Source organism: Corynebacterium sp. MC3, from assembly GCF_900099485.1.
Taxonomy (GTDB): domain Bacteria; phylum Actinomycetota; class Actinomycetes; order Mycobacteriales; family Mycobacteriaceae; genus Corynebacterium; species Corynebacterium pseudogenitalium.
In genome coordinates, this window is sequence record NZ_LT622809.1 from 31,014 (window position 1) to 46,936 (window position 15,923).

Below are 15,923 nucleotides of genomic sequence, written 5' to 3' on the forward strand. Positions count from 1 at the left end.
CTTGGCACTCATTTCCTCATTGGCCATCAGTGAACTGGGGAAACAAAAAAAGGGGGACCCGCTGCTCTCAGCTTTTGCAAGGTTTGCCCGGTGTGTGTTGGGGGTGCCTCATTGATTTGGACTAAGGGCGCAGGTCGGAGGGGGCGTCGATAGTTGGAGCGGTGCGAAGAGCGGATTTGCGATTCTTGCGCTGCGTATATGTAGCTCTTAGCTTGAGCTGACGGTGGTAAACGACGTATATTTGTACAGATTACTTAGGAGAAGTCTGTGCGCTCGCTCCTAGGCTTCGAATTTCTCTCAATAACGTACGAATCAGGAGACCATAATGACCGGAAACGGTAAGTCCGGACGCGGGCTGTTTTCCAGCATTCGCAAAGCGGCCGTTGCTACGGCGACCGCTTTCTCTTTAGCTATCGGTGGGATGGCCGTCCCGGCGGTGAGCGACCACGCCGCCGAGGTGGCGCTGCCGTCGGCGTCGGCAACTGTTATCACTGATTTGCCCATTCAGCAGGCAAAAGTGACTAAAAAGGGGCAGCGAAAAATTTCGTGGGCGATACAGTCTGTAGGGTCGGCGCGATATCCAATCCCTATCTCCGGGATTTTTACAATCACTCCTTGGCTGGAGTCCAAAAAGCCGATCGTGCCGATCGGTAAGGTAAAAGTCCAGATCAAGCAGGGTGCTGAAGTTGTTGAGACTCTAGGCGAGTTTGATTTTCCGATCACCTCTGACGGGAAGTCCTATAAGCTTGATCTCTCCTCCAAGTGCACCACCTCTTCGCCTTGTTACCTCCCACAGTCTGACGTCCACTCATTGTGGATTGAGTCTGCGAACGATCTCGATCGAAAGCTCTTGGGAAACTTCGAGCAAGGTCGCCTTCAGGGAGGCTTTGGGCACCGTGAAGCTGAGGAAAAGAAACCAGAAGCCCCCAAACAAGGTTGGGTAGCGGGCCTTGTACAGGTACCGAATGGCTACTCGGCCTCCGATGTTGACCTGAAGATTGATGGGCGCCCAGTTCAAGTTGGTGGCAACGGCTGGTTTGTGAGCGAGAAGTTCAATGCTGGGACGTACGGCTGGGAAGCTCGCCTGAACGATAAGACTTCAACGTCAAGCGGTAGCGTTACAATCAGTGCTGACCAGCAGTCCTACCTCAATATCAAACTTGAGGAGCGCAAGGGGACCGTTTTGGTCCATATGCACGATCGTCATGGCTACCCGCTGTGGAACACGGGAGGTAGCCTGCAGATCAAACGTACCGACCTTGGCCCGAGTAACGGAGCTTCAATTGACCATGGGAATTGGTCGTCGACTGAACTAACCGGAAGCTACGGCGACTACCAAATTTGGTACAGCGGCTCGGATGAGTACTTCCCTACATCAGCACAGTCGTTCAATATCCCAGGGAACCGGCCAAGTGAAATCAGGTTCTACCTGCAGCGCAAGGAGGTAAGCGGTAGGGTTTACCTGCCGTCTGGTTACTCGTTCAATGCTGCGCAGGGGCTTACCCTCACAGTGTTTGACCAAAACAAACGCGAGGTCCGGAAGGTATCTCTCCTGGACTCTGGGGATTACAAGATTCAGGGTCTGGACAATGGAAGCTACCGCTTCCAGCTCTCTGGTGACTACATCAATACCGTTTCACGAACGGTGAATATTAGTAACCGTACGATCGACGGAGTTGACTTCCGACCAACGTTGAAAGAGGCCCGCGCTAAGGTAGAGATCCAGGTCCCAAGCAACGAGAACTTTGATGGCGGAAAGATTCGCCTGAAATACAACAATCAGACTTGGGGTGACTACCCATACAAGAATCAAGCAGGATACGACCTCGGTGTTGTCAACCCAGGTGAGGTATCCGTCCAGCTGATCGACCGGAACGGAAAGGTCGTAGGCAGCGGTTATGAGTTCGTGCTTCCAGGCGAAACTAAGATTGTGCGCGCCACAGTGTCCAAGACGCTGGCTTCCTACCAGGGCGTGGTGCTTGACCAGTTCGATAAGCCAATTTCTGGTGCCACGGTCTCTGTAAACGGCAAGAGCGTGAAGACGGACGGTCGCGGCCAGTTCGTTGTTGCAGGCGTGAAGCCCACTGCGACAGTTCAGGTCAAGGTCGATGCAATTGATAACTACACCTACGAACTGAATACGTCAGTGCCTGTCAATAAGACTGAAGGCGGCAAAACCTACGATCTTCCTGACCCGCTGAAGCCGAACTTTATGACGAAGGAACTCCTTCTCCAGTTCCTCGGCGGTGAAGAGGGCGCTGCGGGCGTGACGTGGGAAGTCGCTCCGAGCCCGAACCATAAGAAGGCAAACGGGGCTGAAGGACGTAAGGGCGTCACTGATAAGAACGGCTTTGTCCAGCAGGTGCTGTACCCAGGCACCTACGATCTCAAGCTGACTTCTCCGAAGGGCGACCTGGGCGACAAGTACACGTTCGAGAATGCTCCTCGAACCGTCACGATTGATCCCAAGAATGGCATGCAAGTCCAGGAGATCACGCTGAAGAAGAACCCAGGCGAGATCAACGGTCGCGTCATCTACGACGATGGCAAGCCAGTGGTGAATGCCGAAGTTCGAGTTGGCAATGAGACGGTTCGTACGAACTGGAACGGCTACTACACCTTTAACAGGGTCGCGGCTGGTACTGACTCGGTAACCGTTGCTGCCGCAGGTGACGGCACCTACGCAGAGGCCTCGCAGAAGTTCTCCGCGCTCAAGGCAGCGGAGAGGAAGACTGTCGAAGACATCAAGGTCGACCGAGCAACCTCCCGCATTGAAGGCACCGTCCGCATCGACGGGAAGCCTGCTTCGGGTGGTGTCTCGGTGGAAGCAAAGGGCCAGAACGGCGCGTACATCGACTTCGGTGGCGTTGACTCGAGCGGTAAGTTCTCCTTTGCAAATACCGGTTCCGCGAAGCTGCTGCCAGGTAAGTACGAGGTCACGGTCCGAAACTCGGGTGATGGCCGCTTCGACGAGACGACCAAGTCTGTCACCGTCAAGCCTGGAGAGGCTGCAAAGGTTGAGTTTGACCTCAAGGAAAATCGCGCTCCAATTGTCGCGACCGTCCGTAATGAGGCCGGCGAGCTAGTCAGTGGCGCAAAGCTGACTCTCAAGGACGTTGACACTACCTGGACCGAAGGCGAGCGCGGCGTGTACACCTCGGGCAACCTGCCTGCTGGTGAGTACATCGTCCAGGTTGAGGCAAACGACACTCATGGTTCGACGCAGGGTAAGGTCACCGTGAGGTGGGCTGCAGGTGGCCGCGCTAACTACATCGTCACGCGTAACCCGGGCACCGTCACGATTAACGTCACTGACGATGCAGGGCAGCCAGTAAACGGTGTGAAGGTACGGCTTAAGGGCACGCAGTCTGACGCTTACAAGACGCAAATCAACAAGGACTTGACCACCGCAAACGGCAAGGTCGCTTTCGATAAGGTTCCAGTCGGTACCTACAAGGTCACCATTGACGACTCTGCAGCATACGACGAGGCCCAGGGTATTGAGCTCAAGGTCGATGCAGCGGGCAACGTCGTTCGCGATGTGAAGCTGCGTCGTAAAGATGCATCCATGACGGTCCACGTCATGGATGAGAAGAGCCGTGCTATCTCGTCACCAGTCATCAAGCTGATTGATGAAAACGGTGCAGAGACCAAGGGCACCGGTGACGTGAACGGCAAGGTCGAGTTCAACGAGCTGCGCCCAGGTACTTACACGATTGAGGTTGAGCCGACGGATCGCCACAAGGGTGGATCGAAGTCCGGCGTCACCATCAAGCCTGGCACCACAGCAGCTGATAACAAGGAATTCGTCAGGGTGACCAACGAGTCCGCGACGGTGATCGGTACCGTCGTCGACGAAAACAAGCAGCCAGTTGCTGGCGCCACCGTCAAGGTGACGAACGAAGGCACGCAAGAAGTCACGACTGACAAGGACGGCAAGTTCGTCGTCGAGGGCCTCAGCGAAGGCAACGCAACCTTTGAGGTCCCGAAGACTAGCGAGTACACCGGTAACAACCTCACCGTGAACGGTCTGCTGCCAGGTGATCAGAAAGAGATCACCATCGAGGTCACCCGAGACCTTAAGCGCCTCAACGGCTCCGTGCTTGACGACGGCGGCAATGCCATCGAAGGCGTCGAAGCACAGTTGATCCAGAACGGTGAGGTAGTAAAGACCCAGACCACCGATAAGTCCGGTAGCTTTGCATTCGACAAGATGGAGCCGGGTACCTACACGGTGAAGGTCGAGGAGACTGACACCCACCTCGCTGGTGAGAGCGAAAGCTTCGAGGTCGTGCTTGGCCAGGGTACGGATCCTGTCCAGGTCTCATTGCAGCGCAAGCCAGGCAGCATGAAGGGCAAGGTCGAATTCTCGAACAACAAGGTTGTCGACGGCGCCGAGATCCGACTGGTACCGGAGTCCGGCGATCCAATTGATCTGGAATTCAACAACGAAGGCAACATTGCCGTGCCAGAGCTGCCAGCAGGTACGTACAATGTTGAGGTCAAGTCCCCGGACAACTACAAGCGCGTAAGCGTTCCGCCACTGACGGTCTACCCAGGCAAGGAAGCTGACTTGGGCGTGATTAAGTTCACCGCCGAGATCGGCGACGTTGCAGGCACTGTCCGTGACGAGAACGGCGAGCCTGTTGGCAAGGTCAAGATCAAGCTGCAGCGAGCAGGCCAGCAGCCAATCGAATCTGAATCTGCCGAAGACGGCACGTTCTCCTTCACCAAGGTCCCGGTGGGCGATTATACGGTTGACGTTGTGCAGCCGGAGAAGTTCAAGTCGGTTCGCGGTCTGACCGCCACGGTGAAGCCTGCCGAGGAAACGGCTCTTGACATCACCCTCGAGACGAAGCCGACGAAGGGCACCATCAAGGGCAACGTTGAGGACGAGGCCGGTGAACCGGTTGCGAACGTTGGTATCTCGCTCGAGCCGACCTCCGGCAAGGGCAACACCATCGACGTCAAGGTCGCCGAAGACGGCACATTTGACGACGCCACCATCCCAGCAGGCTCCTACAGTCTCAAGGTGACCCAGCCTGTTGGCTACGAACCGGTGGACAGCATCCCGGTCAAGATCGACGCCGGTAAGGAGCGTGTCGTCCCGACCATCACGCTGAAGAAGAGCGAGGTGGAGGCCGAAACCGGTAGCTTCATCGGTGGTGTCTACGACAAGGCGACGAATGCTCCGCTGCCGCAGACCGGCCTGGTTCTTGTTGGCGACGCTGGACGCTACCCGGTGGCTATTAACGCTGACGGTTCGTTCCGTCGCAACGGCATCCCAACCGGTAACTACCAGTTGAAGATCGCGCAGCCGGAGGGCTACCTCGAGCGCGCGGACATCACCGTTGTCATCGAGACGGGCCTGGACAACTATGCCCAGGACATCAAACTGGAGAGGATCCCAGTTGAGAACACCCCGACCACGGGTACCCTGCAGGGCAACGTGCTCGGCGTGAGCGAGGGCAAGCCAGTCGAGCAGATTGCTGGCGCGAAGGTGAACATCCTCCGCCTCGGTGGCGGATCTACGCAGGTCACCACGAACGATTCGGGTATCTTCACCGCTTCCGGTCTCGAGCCGGGCGAGTACGTCGTCCAGGTGGAGGCACCGGAGGGCTTCAATACGCCGCGTTACCAGCGTGTCGTTGTCGAGGCTGGCAAGACGAACGGCGACCTGCGGGTCTATCTTGAGCGTAAGCCGACGCCGAACCCGAAGCCAGGTGCAGCACCAGGCACGATCAGCGGCTGGCTCCTTGATGACGGCAACTACCCAATCAAGGGCGGCACGGTTCGCATCAAGGGCACCGCAAAGAATAAGGACGGCAGCCCACGCCTTGACGAGGACGGCAAGCCTATCGAGACACTTCCAGCGGTGAAGATTGGCAAGGACGGCTACTTCACCACGGATCGCCTTGAGCCAGGTGAGTACACCATTGAGCTCGACGTCCCAGATGGCTGGCCAAAGCCGAAGGACTGGCCGAAGAAGGTCACTGTCACTGAGGACAAGGCGATCGAGCTTGGCCTTGTCAGCATCAAGGCACCGCGAAGCAACGTCGAAGGTGTTGTTGACGACGGCTCCGGCAACCCAGTCGAGGGCGTCATCGTGACCGCGACCGACCCGCGTGGTGATACCAGCGTGGTCGCCACCGACAAGAATGGTAAGTTCGTCTTCGATAAGGCGCTGCCGGGTACCTCCACCATCGAGGTGTTCACCCCGCAGGGTATCCAGAACGTAGACCCAATGTATGTGCCGGTCAAGCCTGGCCAGGACGTTGCAATCCCGGGCGTCCACCTGACGGAGAAGCAGCTCAAGCTGAGCAAGCGTGTCCGCGGGTACGATGCCGACGATATGGACAGCGCCCCGATCCTCCCTGAGGACTGGGACCTGATCTACGGCTTCGTGATCACCAACGAGACCGACGAGATCATCAAGAACATCACCCTGGATGACCCATTCCTGGGAGATGCCAAGATCACCTGGCCTGAGGGCTGGGATAAGCCAGAGAATCGCACCTTGGAGCCGGGCGAGCACGTGTTTGCCTCCGCGAAGATTCCGCCGCAGAAGGACATGTCCGTTGTGAACAACATCGCGACGGCCCGCGGTACGGGCAGCAAGGGACAGATGGTGGCGTCGACACCTGATAACGCAGTGGCAAGAATTGGTTCTGCCTCTGTGGAGAAGAAGGTCAACGCACGGTTCGGTGTGGATAAGAACAAGCCAGTGTCCCTCGATGTGGATGAAGACATGTACTTCACCTACGAGATCATGAACCGCGGCGCCGCACCGATGTACAACGTCACCCTGACGGACGAGGTCTGCGAGTGGAATGAAGGCACGAGTGAAGACGATTCCAACGACTGCAAGCCGATGGAAATCGACCTGCCGAGCGACTGGAACCGCACCCTGCTGCCAGGCGAGCGCGTCTTCCTCACCGCTGCGCTACCGCCGCTGAAGCCAGGCACCCGTCACCACAACAAGGCGCTGGTGAAGGCCGACCTTGACCAGCCTCGTCGTAGCCCGGGTATTGAGGAAGAGAAGGGCATCTACGAGGAGGACCCACCGTCAATCCTGACGGTTACCCCGAACAAGAACTCGTGGGGTAACGCACACGTGATTGTGTCTGAGGGCAAGACCCCGAAGGGCTACATCGATGGTGTGCTCAGCGGCCTGCCGGCTGGCCTGCTCACGGAGGCGAAGGTTGAGCTCATCTCGGAGGACAACAAGACCTCCCTGAGCGCAACCGTCGACGGTAACGGAAAGTTTGCCTACGGCAACGTCACGCCAGGCAAGTACAAGCTGCGCGTGACCAACCCGTCTGAGGACGTCATGAAGATCGCTGGCGAGTACGGCATCCCGACCGAGAAGGCAGCAAAGGGTGGGAAGATCACCACCAAGCTGTTCGAGGTCGAAGCAGAACAGCCGACGGACCTCAGCATCCAGCTGGTGAAGGCGGAAGTTCCGAAGGAAGGCAGCTCCCTTGGGCGCTGCATCACGGAGACCTCGTCTGCCTCGAACCCGGCGATGTACCTCATCCCGCTCGGCCTGCTGGTCGGCGCGATGGCGGGCAGCCTGGTCATCTACGAGGACCAGTTCAACGCCGTGGTCAAGCAGTTCAACCAGGCGATGCCGCAGCTCGCAATCGAGCGTCCGGCGTGGATGAACCAGATCAGCCGACAGCTAGAGCAGCTGCACCCAGCAGCGGGTCCGGCAGTGCTGGCCATCATCCTGGTCGCGGTCGGTGCCATCGCGGTGGGCCTTGCTTACGCAGCCTGCGAAGCTGGTGCTGACGGCTCCAGCAAGGGAGAAAGCTCCAGCAAGAAAGAGCAGACCCCTAGCAAGGAAAAGGTCTCCTAGCCCAAAGCGCTAAGGACGAGCGAAAAGCAACCCGCCACCACGAAAATGGTGGCGGGTTGCTGCTTGAGAAGTACCACATCGTTTTGTACATTGAATGGTGGATTACTGGGTTTGCAGCCCCGCAACCTATACGAGAGGGAACAATGAAAATTTCGAAGACCGCCGGTTACTACGGCCGCTTGGCGATGGCGTCCGCACTCGCCGGGACATTCACACTCGTCCCAGTGGCAGCGAACGCTGACACCACGACCGAGACGCCCACCCAGGCGCCCGTCACCACGACAGCAACCGCTCCTTCGAGCATTGCTTCCTCCAGCGTGACGCCGAGCGCCAGCGCCACCCCAACCGTGAGCGTTGCTCCGTCCGTCGCGGGTGCGCCAGCAGTGGCGACGACGCCAGCGAAGGCGAAGAAGGCGTCGACAAGCGATAAGCCGGGAACCGGCACGAGCGGTGTAGAGCTCGAGTCCGGTGCGTGGACGTACACGGCGGTGGCGGGGCACCCAACCGACGGCAGCGTCTACGCGCTGTCCACCGCGCCACAGGAGAACCACCTGCTGAAGATCGATCCGGCGACGGGCAACGTCGAGGATCTTGGGGCTGCACGCGTCGAGCACGGCGCACTTCCTACCGACATCACCACGGCAACCATTACCTCTCATGGTCGCCTGATTGTGTCGGAGGAGCTGGCCAAGGACGGCGACAGCTACTACGCCATCGACCTGGACAAGCTGAGCGCGACCACCACCCCGGTGTTCACCGAGCACAAGGTGTCGGTGGATACCTTCAGCAAGCCGAAGGACTTCAAGGCACCCGGTGCGTGGGGCACGGCTTCCAAGAAGGTCGACCCGAAGGGGGAGTACCTGCACGCATACGCTGAAACCCTCGACGGCAAGCCAGCGCTGTGGACCCTGAACACCGACACCGACAAGCTCAGCGTGACCACGTTGAAGGTGGCGCGTGGCGTGAAGACCGAGGGCATCGACCGTCTGGGTGAGGTTGCCTACGCAGTGACCAAGGACACCGACGTCTTCGTTGCTGGCGACAAGGACGGCAACACCGTCGAGTTCAAGCCGACGCAGCTGAAGATCGGCCCTGGCGACGAGCTCGTGGCCACGTTCTCCCAGGACGGCGACGACACGCTCAGCGAGGTACTCGGCACCGACAAGAAGTTCGGGTTCACCGCCATCAAGCACGCTGGTGAGGAGTCGGACACGAAGACGCCGTCCGCGGAGTCGGACAAGCCTGCGGAGAACACGGATGAAAAGACGGCTGCATCTGATTCGCCTGCGTCCGAGTCCACGGTGACGGAGACGCCGAAGCCTACTGAGCCAACGACCCCGGAGACGTCGACGCCTGCAACGACAACGACTCAGACCACGACCACTAAGAAGGAAGAGGCCACCGAGCAGCGCACGCTCGAGGTCGAGATCTACGCCGGCACTGGTGAAAAGAAGAAGCCGGTCGAGGGCGCACGCCTGGTCGTCCCGAGCCTGGACAACCTCGAACTCGAAGGCGCAACCGACGCCGACGGCTACCTGTCTACCACCCTGCCAGCAGAGCTCAACGACAAGAGCTTCACGGTCCGTCTCGCAGAGGCGCCGGAAGGGTTTAAGAACAAGTCCATCCAGATCAAGAAGGACGACCTGGTCAAGGAAATCACCCTGAACAAGGACACCCGCGCAACGAGCACGATGTCCAAGCCGCAGGAGATCCTTGAGGTATTCAAGGAAGTCAAGCCACTGCTCGGCGCGTTCGGTGCCCTTGCGGGTGCAGGCGCGGGAGCTGCAGTTTCGAAGTCGACAAGCTCGAAGACTTCGACGACCTCGACGTTCTCTAACTCGAAGAGCTCCGGCACCGTGTCCACCGGACGCACGACCAGCGCAACGTCCCGCAGCACGGCAGCGTCCCGTTCCACGGCGAAGAGCACCAGCAAGCGCAGCTCCAGCAAGTCCTCCTCGACGACCACGTCGACCCGCAGCGGGGACCTCGCCGATACCGGTACCCCGATGTCCGGCGTGATCACGCTCGGCATCGTGCTGTTCCTGATCGGTGGCGCGTACGTCTTCATGGGACGTCGCCGCGACGCATAAAGCGCATTAGCAGTACAGAGTAAAGGCCCGAAGGGAGTGATCCCCTCGGGCCTTTGCCGTATCCAACAAACGCGAGTTAGAACACCTCGACGCGTCCGCCCAGAGACTCGATCTGGCGCAGCTGCTTCACCCAGCCTGGCGCGCCCGGGTGCAGGCGCATCACAGGGCGCGAAGAAATCTTCACCGGTGACACCGACTCACGTCGCGCGCCCGAACGTGCCAGCATACGGGTGTGCGCCCGGTGGCCGTTGTCGGCGAGGCGCTTCATGGAAGGAGCGTCGGCGGAGAGGGCGGAGCGGGCGTCGGCAAGCAGTTCGGTGAACTCGTCAATGATGTGCACGAGGCTCTCCGCGTTGGTTTCGCACATGTTGCGGACCAGCGACGGGTCCGTGCCCGCGACGCGCGTGGCGCCCTTGAATGAGCCAGCCGCCAGCGACTGCGCCAGCGTGCCGCCGCGATCCCCGACCACGGAGAGCGCCTCCGCGATGACGTGCGGCAGGTGGGACACGCGGGCCACTGCCTCGTCGTGGCGCTTCACTGACACCGGCACGGCCTCAGCGCCCGTCACCGCGACCAGGTTGCACACGTCAGCGAACAGGCTCGCCCACGTCTGCGGCACCTTGTCGACGCTCTCCGCGTAGTCATACGTCACCACCCACGCCGCGCGCTGGAACAACCCTTCTTGGGACGCCGACCAGCCGGAAAACTCGGTGCCGGCCATCGGGTGCCCGCCAACGTAGCGTTCCTCAAGACCGCGCTCCAGCACGAGGTCGTACACCGGCTGCTTCACGCTGACCACGTCTGTAATGCCGCAGCTCGGGGCGTGCTCCGCGATGGCGTCCAGGACGGTCGCCACCGCATCCATCGGTACCGCGATCACGATCAGGGCCTGCTGCGCCTCTGCCTTCTGCAGTGCGGCCTCGAGGTCGTTGGTGACGTCGAAACCATCTTTTTGCGCAGCCCTCGTGCCCGCATTCGAGTGCGTGTAGCCGAACGCATCGTGGCCGGCCGCGGTGAGGTCGCGAATGATGGAGCCACCGATCAACCCCAGCCCAACAATGCAGACGGGAGGCAGGTGGCGCGAAGAATGTAGGAATGAGGCAGTCACGGTTTCACATTCTAGTGACAAATTCACTGCGTGCAGGCTAATGTCGTGAGACATGGCACAGGAATTTCCAGACGGGTACGCAGTGACAGTCGCCCAGCACGACGGCGCATGGTCCGTGCACCGCTACAACGACAGCTTCGACTCGCTGGAAGACACCATCGCCGCAGTACGCCGCCTCCGCAGCGAAGGCCCGGCGTTTGCGCTGCTCAACGTCGAAAATGAGTACGTTGTGGTGCTGCGCCCAGGCCCAAACAGGGCACGCATCCTCCTTAGCGACGCCCCCATCGCCGTCGACGACGACTACGCCGCCGACGCCCTCGAAGAAGCCGGCTGCGACATCCCCGACATCGACCTCGACGACACCGACAGCTGGGCCGACGGCGACTTCGACATCCTCGCCGACCTCGGCCTCACCGAAGAACGCCTCAGCCTGCTCCTCGACGCCGACGAAGAACCCGCCGACCTCATCGACGACATCGCCGACGCCCTCGGCTTCGCCGACGAGCTCCACGAGGCACTGCGGTAACGTTGGCCTTCGCAAGCTGGCAGCGGCGCGCCACCGCCCGCATGCAACAAGCGCTCGACCTCGCGGCAACGACCCCGCCCGGCGACGTGCCCGTCGGCGCCCTCGTCTTCGACGCTGACGGCGAGGTGATTGGCCGCGGCGTCAACCGGCGCGAACAACGCCAAGACCCCACCGCCCACGCCGAGGTTGAAGCGATCCGGGACGCCGCGCGCACCCTCGGGACCTGGCGCCTTGACGGTTGCGAGCTCGTCGTCACCTTGGAACCCTGCACCATGTGTGCCGGGGCCCTGCTCGGCGCCCGCATCGACTCGCTCATCTTCGGCGCCTTCGAGCCCAAAACCGGCGCCGTTGGCTCCCTGTTTGACGCCCTCCGCGACCCTCACCACCTCCACCAGATCCAAGTCCGCGGCGGGATCATGGAGCCCGAAAACGCCGCCCTCCTCGCCGACTTTTTCCGGGGCCTGCGCTAATACTTAACCGAATTGTTACAGCGCCGTCCTGCCAAAGTGGCTACCATGGGGAACCGTTAGCTTAAATACGAAACGAAAAGGAGCAATCTCATGGCTTTTGAAGGAGCAGCAGACAAGCTGAAGGGCACCGCTAAGGAAGCAGCTGGCAAGCTTTCCGACGACAAGTCCCTCGAGAACGAAGGCAAGGCAAACCAGCTCATTGGCGACGCAAAGGACAAGGTCAACGAGGCAGCCGACTCCGTCAAGGACAAGGCAAACGAAGTTGCCGCCAAGGTCGAGGACAAGCTGAACGACTAGTCCACGCCTTGATTTGGTTGCTCGGGCAATAACCGTTACTCTGGTTTGCGGTAGCGTGTCCGAGCGGCCGAAGGTACTCGCCTCGAAAGCGAGTGAGGGTAAAACCTCCGCGGGTTCAAATCCCGCCGCTACCGCCAATTAAAAACAACGCACTCTGGGTTCGCCTGGGGTGCGTTGTTTTGGTTTTGGGGGGCCCGAGTGCGCGAGTGCACGCGTGGGGATTGAGGGTGTGAATCCCACTGTCGTGGGTTTGATGAGGTAGTCGATGTTGCGGAAGCTTTGGCATCGGCGTGCGTTGTGCTCCGTACGTTGTTTCAAAAACGGGTTTCATCAAACGGAACAAAACCTGGGACACTTCATATCCCACCCCAGGCCTAATGACTTGGGTGCAGCGGCAACGCTCATCCGATTTAGGCAGAGTCGTTGCAGGATCCAGTGGGTCACCTGGTCCGTGGTCTTTGAATTGTCGGGCGCGCAGGCAAGGCCAGCACGGAAGATCTTCTGCAAGCAACGCTTGTTGGTGCACCGGTAGCGTGGAAGGCGCACATGAAGTTGTTGGGTGGCCGACGATGGGCAGATCGACCAGGCTGCGGATGACGTGGTCGCGGAATACTCCAGGCTGCCCGCAGGTAGGGCATTCATTGATCGGCTCGACGGGTTCGGCTTCAATAACAGTGACGTCACCGTTTTCTGTGGCACCGGTGATAGTAGTTCCTAGTTTTGCGGTGCGGCAGATGGTATCGACGATGACATTTCCGTTAGGCTGCACAGTAGGTCCTTAGTTTTGTACGGATGGATTAGATACCTTTTTCCTACAAAGCCAAGGACCCCAATATCTTGTGCCACGCCCGAACCCCCGGCGAACTAATCAATGCACTCTAAAACCGGAAGAGCCCTTTTAGTACTACTGGTGGATTTCGGTTTTGGTGGGGATTAACGCCGCCGGCTTCGGTTTTTCCGTTGAGGAGGTCGTTGACTACTTCCCGATGGTGAAATGGGTCGATGGTGAGGTAGAGAGGAACCAGTCACCTGGAAGAGATCGATCCAGTCGTTGGTGTGCAATCTGGGAGGTAGGGTCGCGGGGTCGATTCCTCGCGAGCGCAACCATGATTGTGTTTCTGAACGTGATGAAAACAACCCTGCCCTTCGGAGAATTTCCCCTATCCCGCGTCCCCGGGCAGTGAAAACGGTGTGCACCATCGCCTGAAAGGCTTTGCGCTGCTCTATCGGAATCTTCGGGTCACCCACCCGGCGGATCACTAAGATCCCCCCGTCAACGTTTGGCTGTGGCCGGAAAGCAGTCCTTGGTACCCGAGAACCCAGGTGAAATGTGAACCATGGGGACCACTGAGCCGTCATCATCGTGCTTGCGCCTACCCCGGCCCGGCGGCGAGCGACTTCCCACTGCATGAGGAGTACAGCGTCAGTCCATGCTGGCGCATGCAGCAACTTTCGAAGAATGGCAGTGGTGAGGTGAAAGGGAATGTTTCCCACAATGACGCAGGGAGTGGCGGGTAACCGGAAGTTAAGGAAATCATCATGGACCACTTCGACCGCCGCCGAGGAGGTTTCTTGTGTGATTTTGGCAGCTAGTTTTGCGTCCACTTCAACTGCCGTTATCGCCCTCCCCAAGTGGGCCATCGGGTGAGTGAGGGCACCGCTTCCTGGTCCGATCTCAATGATGGGGCCGGAGGTTTGTTTCACAAGGTCGATGATGGAGTTGATGATCTTGTGGTTGGTGAGAAAATTTTGGCCATGCTCGTGACGGCCGTGTCCGTATGCAGACATCAGGTGTGCTCCTTGGATTTGAAAGGGAGCCGGGCATGACAAATAGCCGCCCGGCTAAAGGACCGGAGCGGTTTTTAACCTACGGGGTAGGAAACCGCCTTAGCGGTTGGTGCGCAACCGCAAGAAAGCGGTACCTGAAATCAACATGGGTCTAATTATATCCATTAAAGGGTTAAGGGTCAAAATGTGTGTCTGGCTCGGCGTGTCGCGGGGGTTAGATTTGGCCTTTTTGAATGCCGATTGAGTGGGTGTAGTCGGTGTCGATAGCGTTGTCGTAGAGGGCTGGGCGTCCTGTTTCGTGGTCGGCTTGGTTCTCGGTTTGGGTCAGGGTGGATACTTTGGCGAGTTGGCCCTGGCCCCAGTCGGACTGCCTGGCGATTCGTACTGGATCGTCAGGCAGTTCCGTTTTTAAGTAGAGCCACCAATCCAGCATGCGGCGTTGTCGTTCGCCTGATCTGCCGCGGTGGGTTCTGGCGAGCAGTTTGAGCTGGGCGTTGATGCCGCCTTCTAAGCTGTTGGTGGTGGATTTGATCCGCTCGGGCGCAAGGACTCCTGCTGGCGGGTTGAGGTAGACAAACAGCATCTCGGACCGCCAAAGATGGTTGAGGCTGTTGTAGGCCTTGCGCACGTTGTGGTGGGTCCACACGCGGGTCCATGCACCTGTTTTGGGGTCTTTGATCATGGTTTTCTCGTTCATCCATTCCCGGTAGATCGTTGAAAACTCGTGTAGTTGCACACCCCACGCGGCGGCTTCATCCAGTGTGGTGATCCGGGTCAGTTTCAGCGCAAGTCGGTAGATGGTGCGCCCGGCATCGGTGCGTGGGTTGGTGGTGGTGTAGCGGCGGACCACGCGTTGGGCGTGGACGAGGCAGCGTTGAATTTTCGTAGTCGGCCAGCACTTTTTGATTGCGCTGTATGCGCCTTGGCCGCCGTCGATGACGGCGATGAGTGGGGCTTCGATGCGTTCAAGCAGCAGTTGGTAGTCGCGGGTGGTTTCGTGTTTGCACCAGTGCCAGGCGATCACGTGGTCGATGGTCGCCGCGACGATCAGGCAGCCACCGGCGGTGTAGGTGCCATCGAGAAATACCTGGTCGTAGATCCGCTTGTGGTGGCCGGCGGTGGGGTCAGGCACATCAACGAGCCAGCACCACTTGAAGCGCCGCTTCATGGTGGCGCGGCTAACACCGTTTCGTTTGGCTAGGTCGTCGAGTGATATTGCGGTGGTGCAATGCTCGATGAACTGGGTGAACACTGCCGCGTTGGTGATGTCGTTTCGACGTTTGACGCTGGAGGCGCCGCATTGTTTGCAGCGCCATCTGGTGGTGCCTTTGCTGGTGGTGCCGTTGCGTTTCATTTCACCGCCGCAGTGGCAGCGTGGTTGGTTCTTCGACATTGCGACACCACACCACGCCGCGCATAGCACATCACGGCTGCCACACCGAGGATTTCCCGTCGGGGGCTAGATATATGCTTCCGGAGCATATACTTTCCGGAAACCTACAGGTCAATCCGTGAAAATCCGCGATTCCGGACACACTTTTTGACCCTTAACCCCGAGTGCCAAAGGACGCAATTCGCAAAACGAGCATTTGTATTCCCGCAGGCCAAAAAAGGGCTAGAATTATTGCGTTGCGTCTTTTGGCACTCGCTCCTTTGTATGTGCACCACATTCCCGGATTTGGGGTGGGGTCGGTGTGTTTCCCCAGGTTGTCTAAGGCGGGCAACTTTTTCGCTTGGTCAAACCGGTGACCTGGGTATGAAGGGAAATCGAGTCCAGCAAGGGTTC

General features: G+C 59.1%; 9 protein-coding genes, 1 tRNA gene and 1 pseudogene. 6 read left to right on the forward strand and 5 right to left on the reverse strand.

Annotated features, from left to right (window positions below; genetic code table 11):
* Nucleotides 1–325: 325 nt before the first annotated feature.
* Both BQ4436_RS00420 and BQ4436_RS00425 read left to right on the forward strand, forming a co-directional pair.
* Nucleotides 326–7,858 carry a carboxypeptidase regulatory-like domain-containing protein gene (locus BQ4436_RS00420; protein ID WP_070975136.1) on the forward strand — a complete coding sequence of 2,511 codons (7,533 nt, stop codon included), beginning with the start codon at nucleotides 326–328 and terminating at the stop codon, nucleotides 7,856–7,858.
* Nucleotides 7,859–8,001: 143 nt separating this feature from the next.
* Nucleotides 8,002–9,948 carry a hypothetical protein gene (locus BQ4436_RS00425; RefSeq protein ID WP_070975137.1) on the forward strand — a complete coding sequence of 649 codons (1,947 nt, stop codon included), beginning with the start codon at nucleotides 8,002–8,004 and terminating at the stop codon, nucleotides 9,946–9,948.
* Between the two features lie 76 nt (nucleotides 9,949–10,024).
* Here BQ4436_RS00425 and BQ4436_RS00430 read toward each other — a convergent pair whose 3' ends face one another.
* Nucleotides 10,025–11,056 carry a prephenate dehydrogenase gene (locus BQ4436_RS00430; protein ID WP_255366070.1) on the reverse strand — a complete coding sequence of 344 codons (1,032 nt, stop codon included), beginning with the start codon at nucleotides 11,054–11,056 and terminating at the stop codon, nucleotides 10,025–10,027.
* A gap of 52 nt (nucleotides 11,057–11,108) precedes the next feature.
* Here BQ4436_RS00430 and BQ4436_RS00435 point away from each other — a divergent pair, with 52 nt between their 5' ends.
* From BQ4436_RS00435 to BQ4436_RS00450, 4 genes are all read left to right on the forward strand, one after another.
* Nucleotides 11,109–11,582, forward strand: coding sequence for a tRNA adenosine deaminase-associated protein (locus BQ4436_RS00435; RefSeq protein ID WP_070975138.1), 474 nt, complete (start codon nucleotides 11,109–11,111; stop codon nucleotides 11,580–11,582).
* 41 nt (nucleotides 11,583–11,623) lie between these two features.
* Entirely contained in the window at nucleotides 11,624–12,052 is a 429-nt protein-coding gene (locus BQ4436_RS00440) for a nucleoside deaminase (RefSeq protein ID WP_070975198.1), read from the forward strand.
* A 90-nt stretch (nucleotides 12,053–12,142) separates the two neighbouring features.
* On the forward strand, nucleotides 12,143–12,349 hold the full coding sequence (locus tag BQ4436_RS00445; protein ID WP_070363288.1) for a CsbD family protein: 207 nt from the start codon (nucleotides 12,143–12,145) through the stop codon (nucleotides 12,347–12,349).
* Nucleotides 12,350–12,398: 49 nt separating this feature from the next.
* Nucleotides 12,399–12,486: transfer RNA gene (locus BQ4436_RS00450), tRNA-Ser, on the forward strand.
* A 214-nt stretch (nucleotides 12,487–12,700) separates the two neighbouring features.
* Here the strand turns inward: BQ4436_RS00450 and BQ4436_RS12340 are convergent.
* The 4 genes and pseudogenes from BQ4436_RS12340 to BQ4436_RS00460 all read right to left on the reverse strand — a co-directional run.
* A pseudogene (locus tag BQ4436_RS12340) lies at nucleotides 12,701–13,118 on the reverse strand (transposase family protein); the annotation flags it as partial.
* Between the two features lie 164 nt (nucleotides 13,119–13,282).
* Nucleotides 13,283–14,137, reverse strand: coding sequence for a 23S ribosomal RNA methyltransferase Erm (erm, locus tag BQ4436_RS00455; protein WP_005390949.1), 855 nt, complete (start codon nucleotides 14,135–14,137; stop codon nucleotides 13,283–13,285).
* Nucleotides 14,138–14,236: 99 nt separating this feature from the next.
* Nucleotides 14,237–14,302, reverse strand: a complete 66-nt coding sequence (locus tag BQ4436_RS12590) for an erythromycin resistance leader peptide (protein ID WP_071569110.1) — start codon at nucleotides 14,300–14,302, stop codon at nucleotides 14,237–14,239.
* Nucleotides 14,303–14,351: 49 nt separating this feature from the next.
* Entirely contained in the window at nucleotides 14,352–15,530 is a 1,179-nt protein-coding gene (locus BQ4436_RS00460) for an IS256-like element IS1249 family transposase (RefSeq protein WP_005323424.1), read from the reverse strand.
* Between the last annotated feature and the right edge of the window lie 393 nt (nucleotides 15,531–15,923).

Coding starts and splice junctions, on each gene's coding strand:
- BQ4436_RS00435 (WP_070975138.1), top strand. CDS start 11,109: ATGGCACAGGAATTTCCAGACGGGTACGCAGTGACAGTCGCCCAGCAC.
- erm (WP_005390949.1), bottom strand. CDS start 14,137: ATGTCTGCATACGGACACGGCCGTCACGAGCATGGCCAAAATTTTCTC.
- BQ4436_RS00445 (WP_070363288.1), top strand. CDS start 12,143: ATGGCTTTTGAAGGAGCAGCAGACAAGCTGAAGGGCACCGCTAAGGAA.
- BQ4436_RS00460 (WP_005323424.1), bottom strand. CDS start 15,530: ATGTCGAAGAACCAACCACGCTGCCACTGCGGCGGTGAAATGAAACGC.
- BQ4436_RS00425 (WP_070975137.1), top strand. CDS start 8,002: ATGAAAATTTCGAAGACCGCCGGTTACTACGGCCGCTTGGCGATGGCG.
- BQ4436_RS00420 (WP_070975136.1), top strand. CDS start 326: ATGACCGGAAACGGTAAGTCCGGACGCGGGCTGTTTTCCAGCATTCGC.
- BQ4436_RS00440 (WP_070975198.1), top strand. CDS start 11,624: ATGCAACAAGCGCTCGACCTCGCGGCAACGACCCCGCCCGGCGACGTG.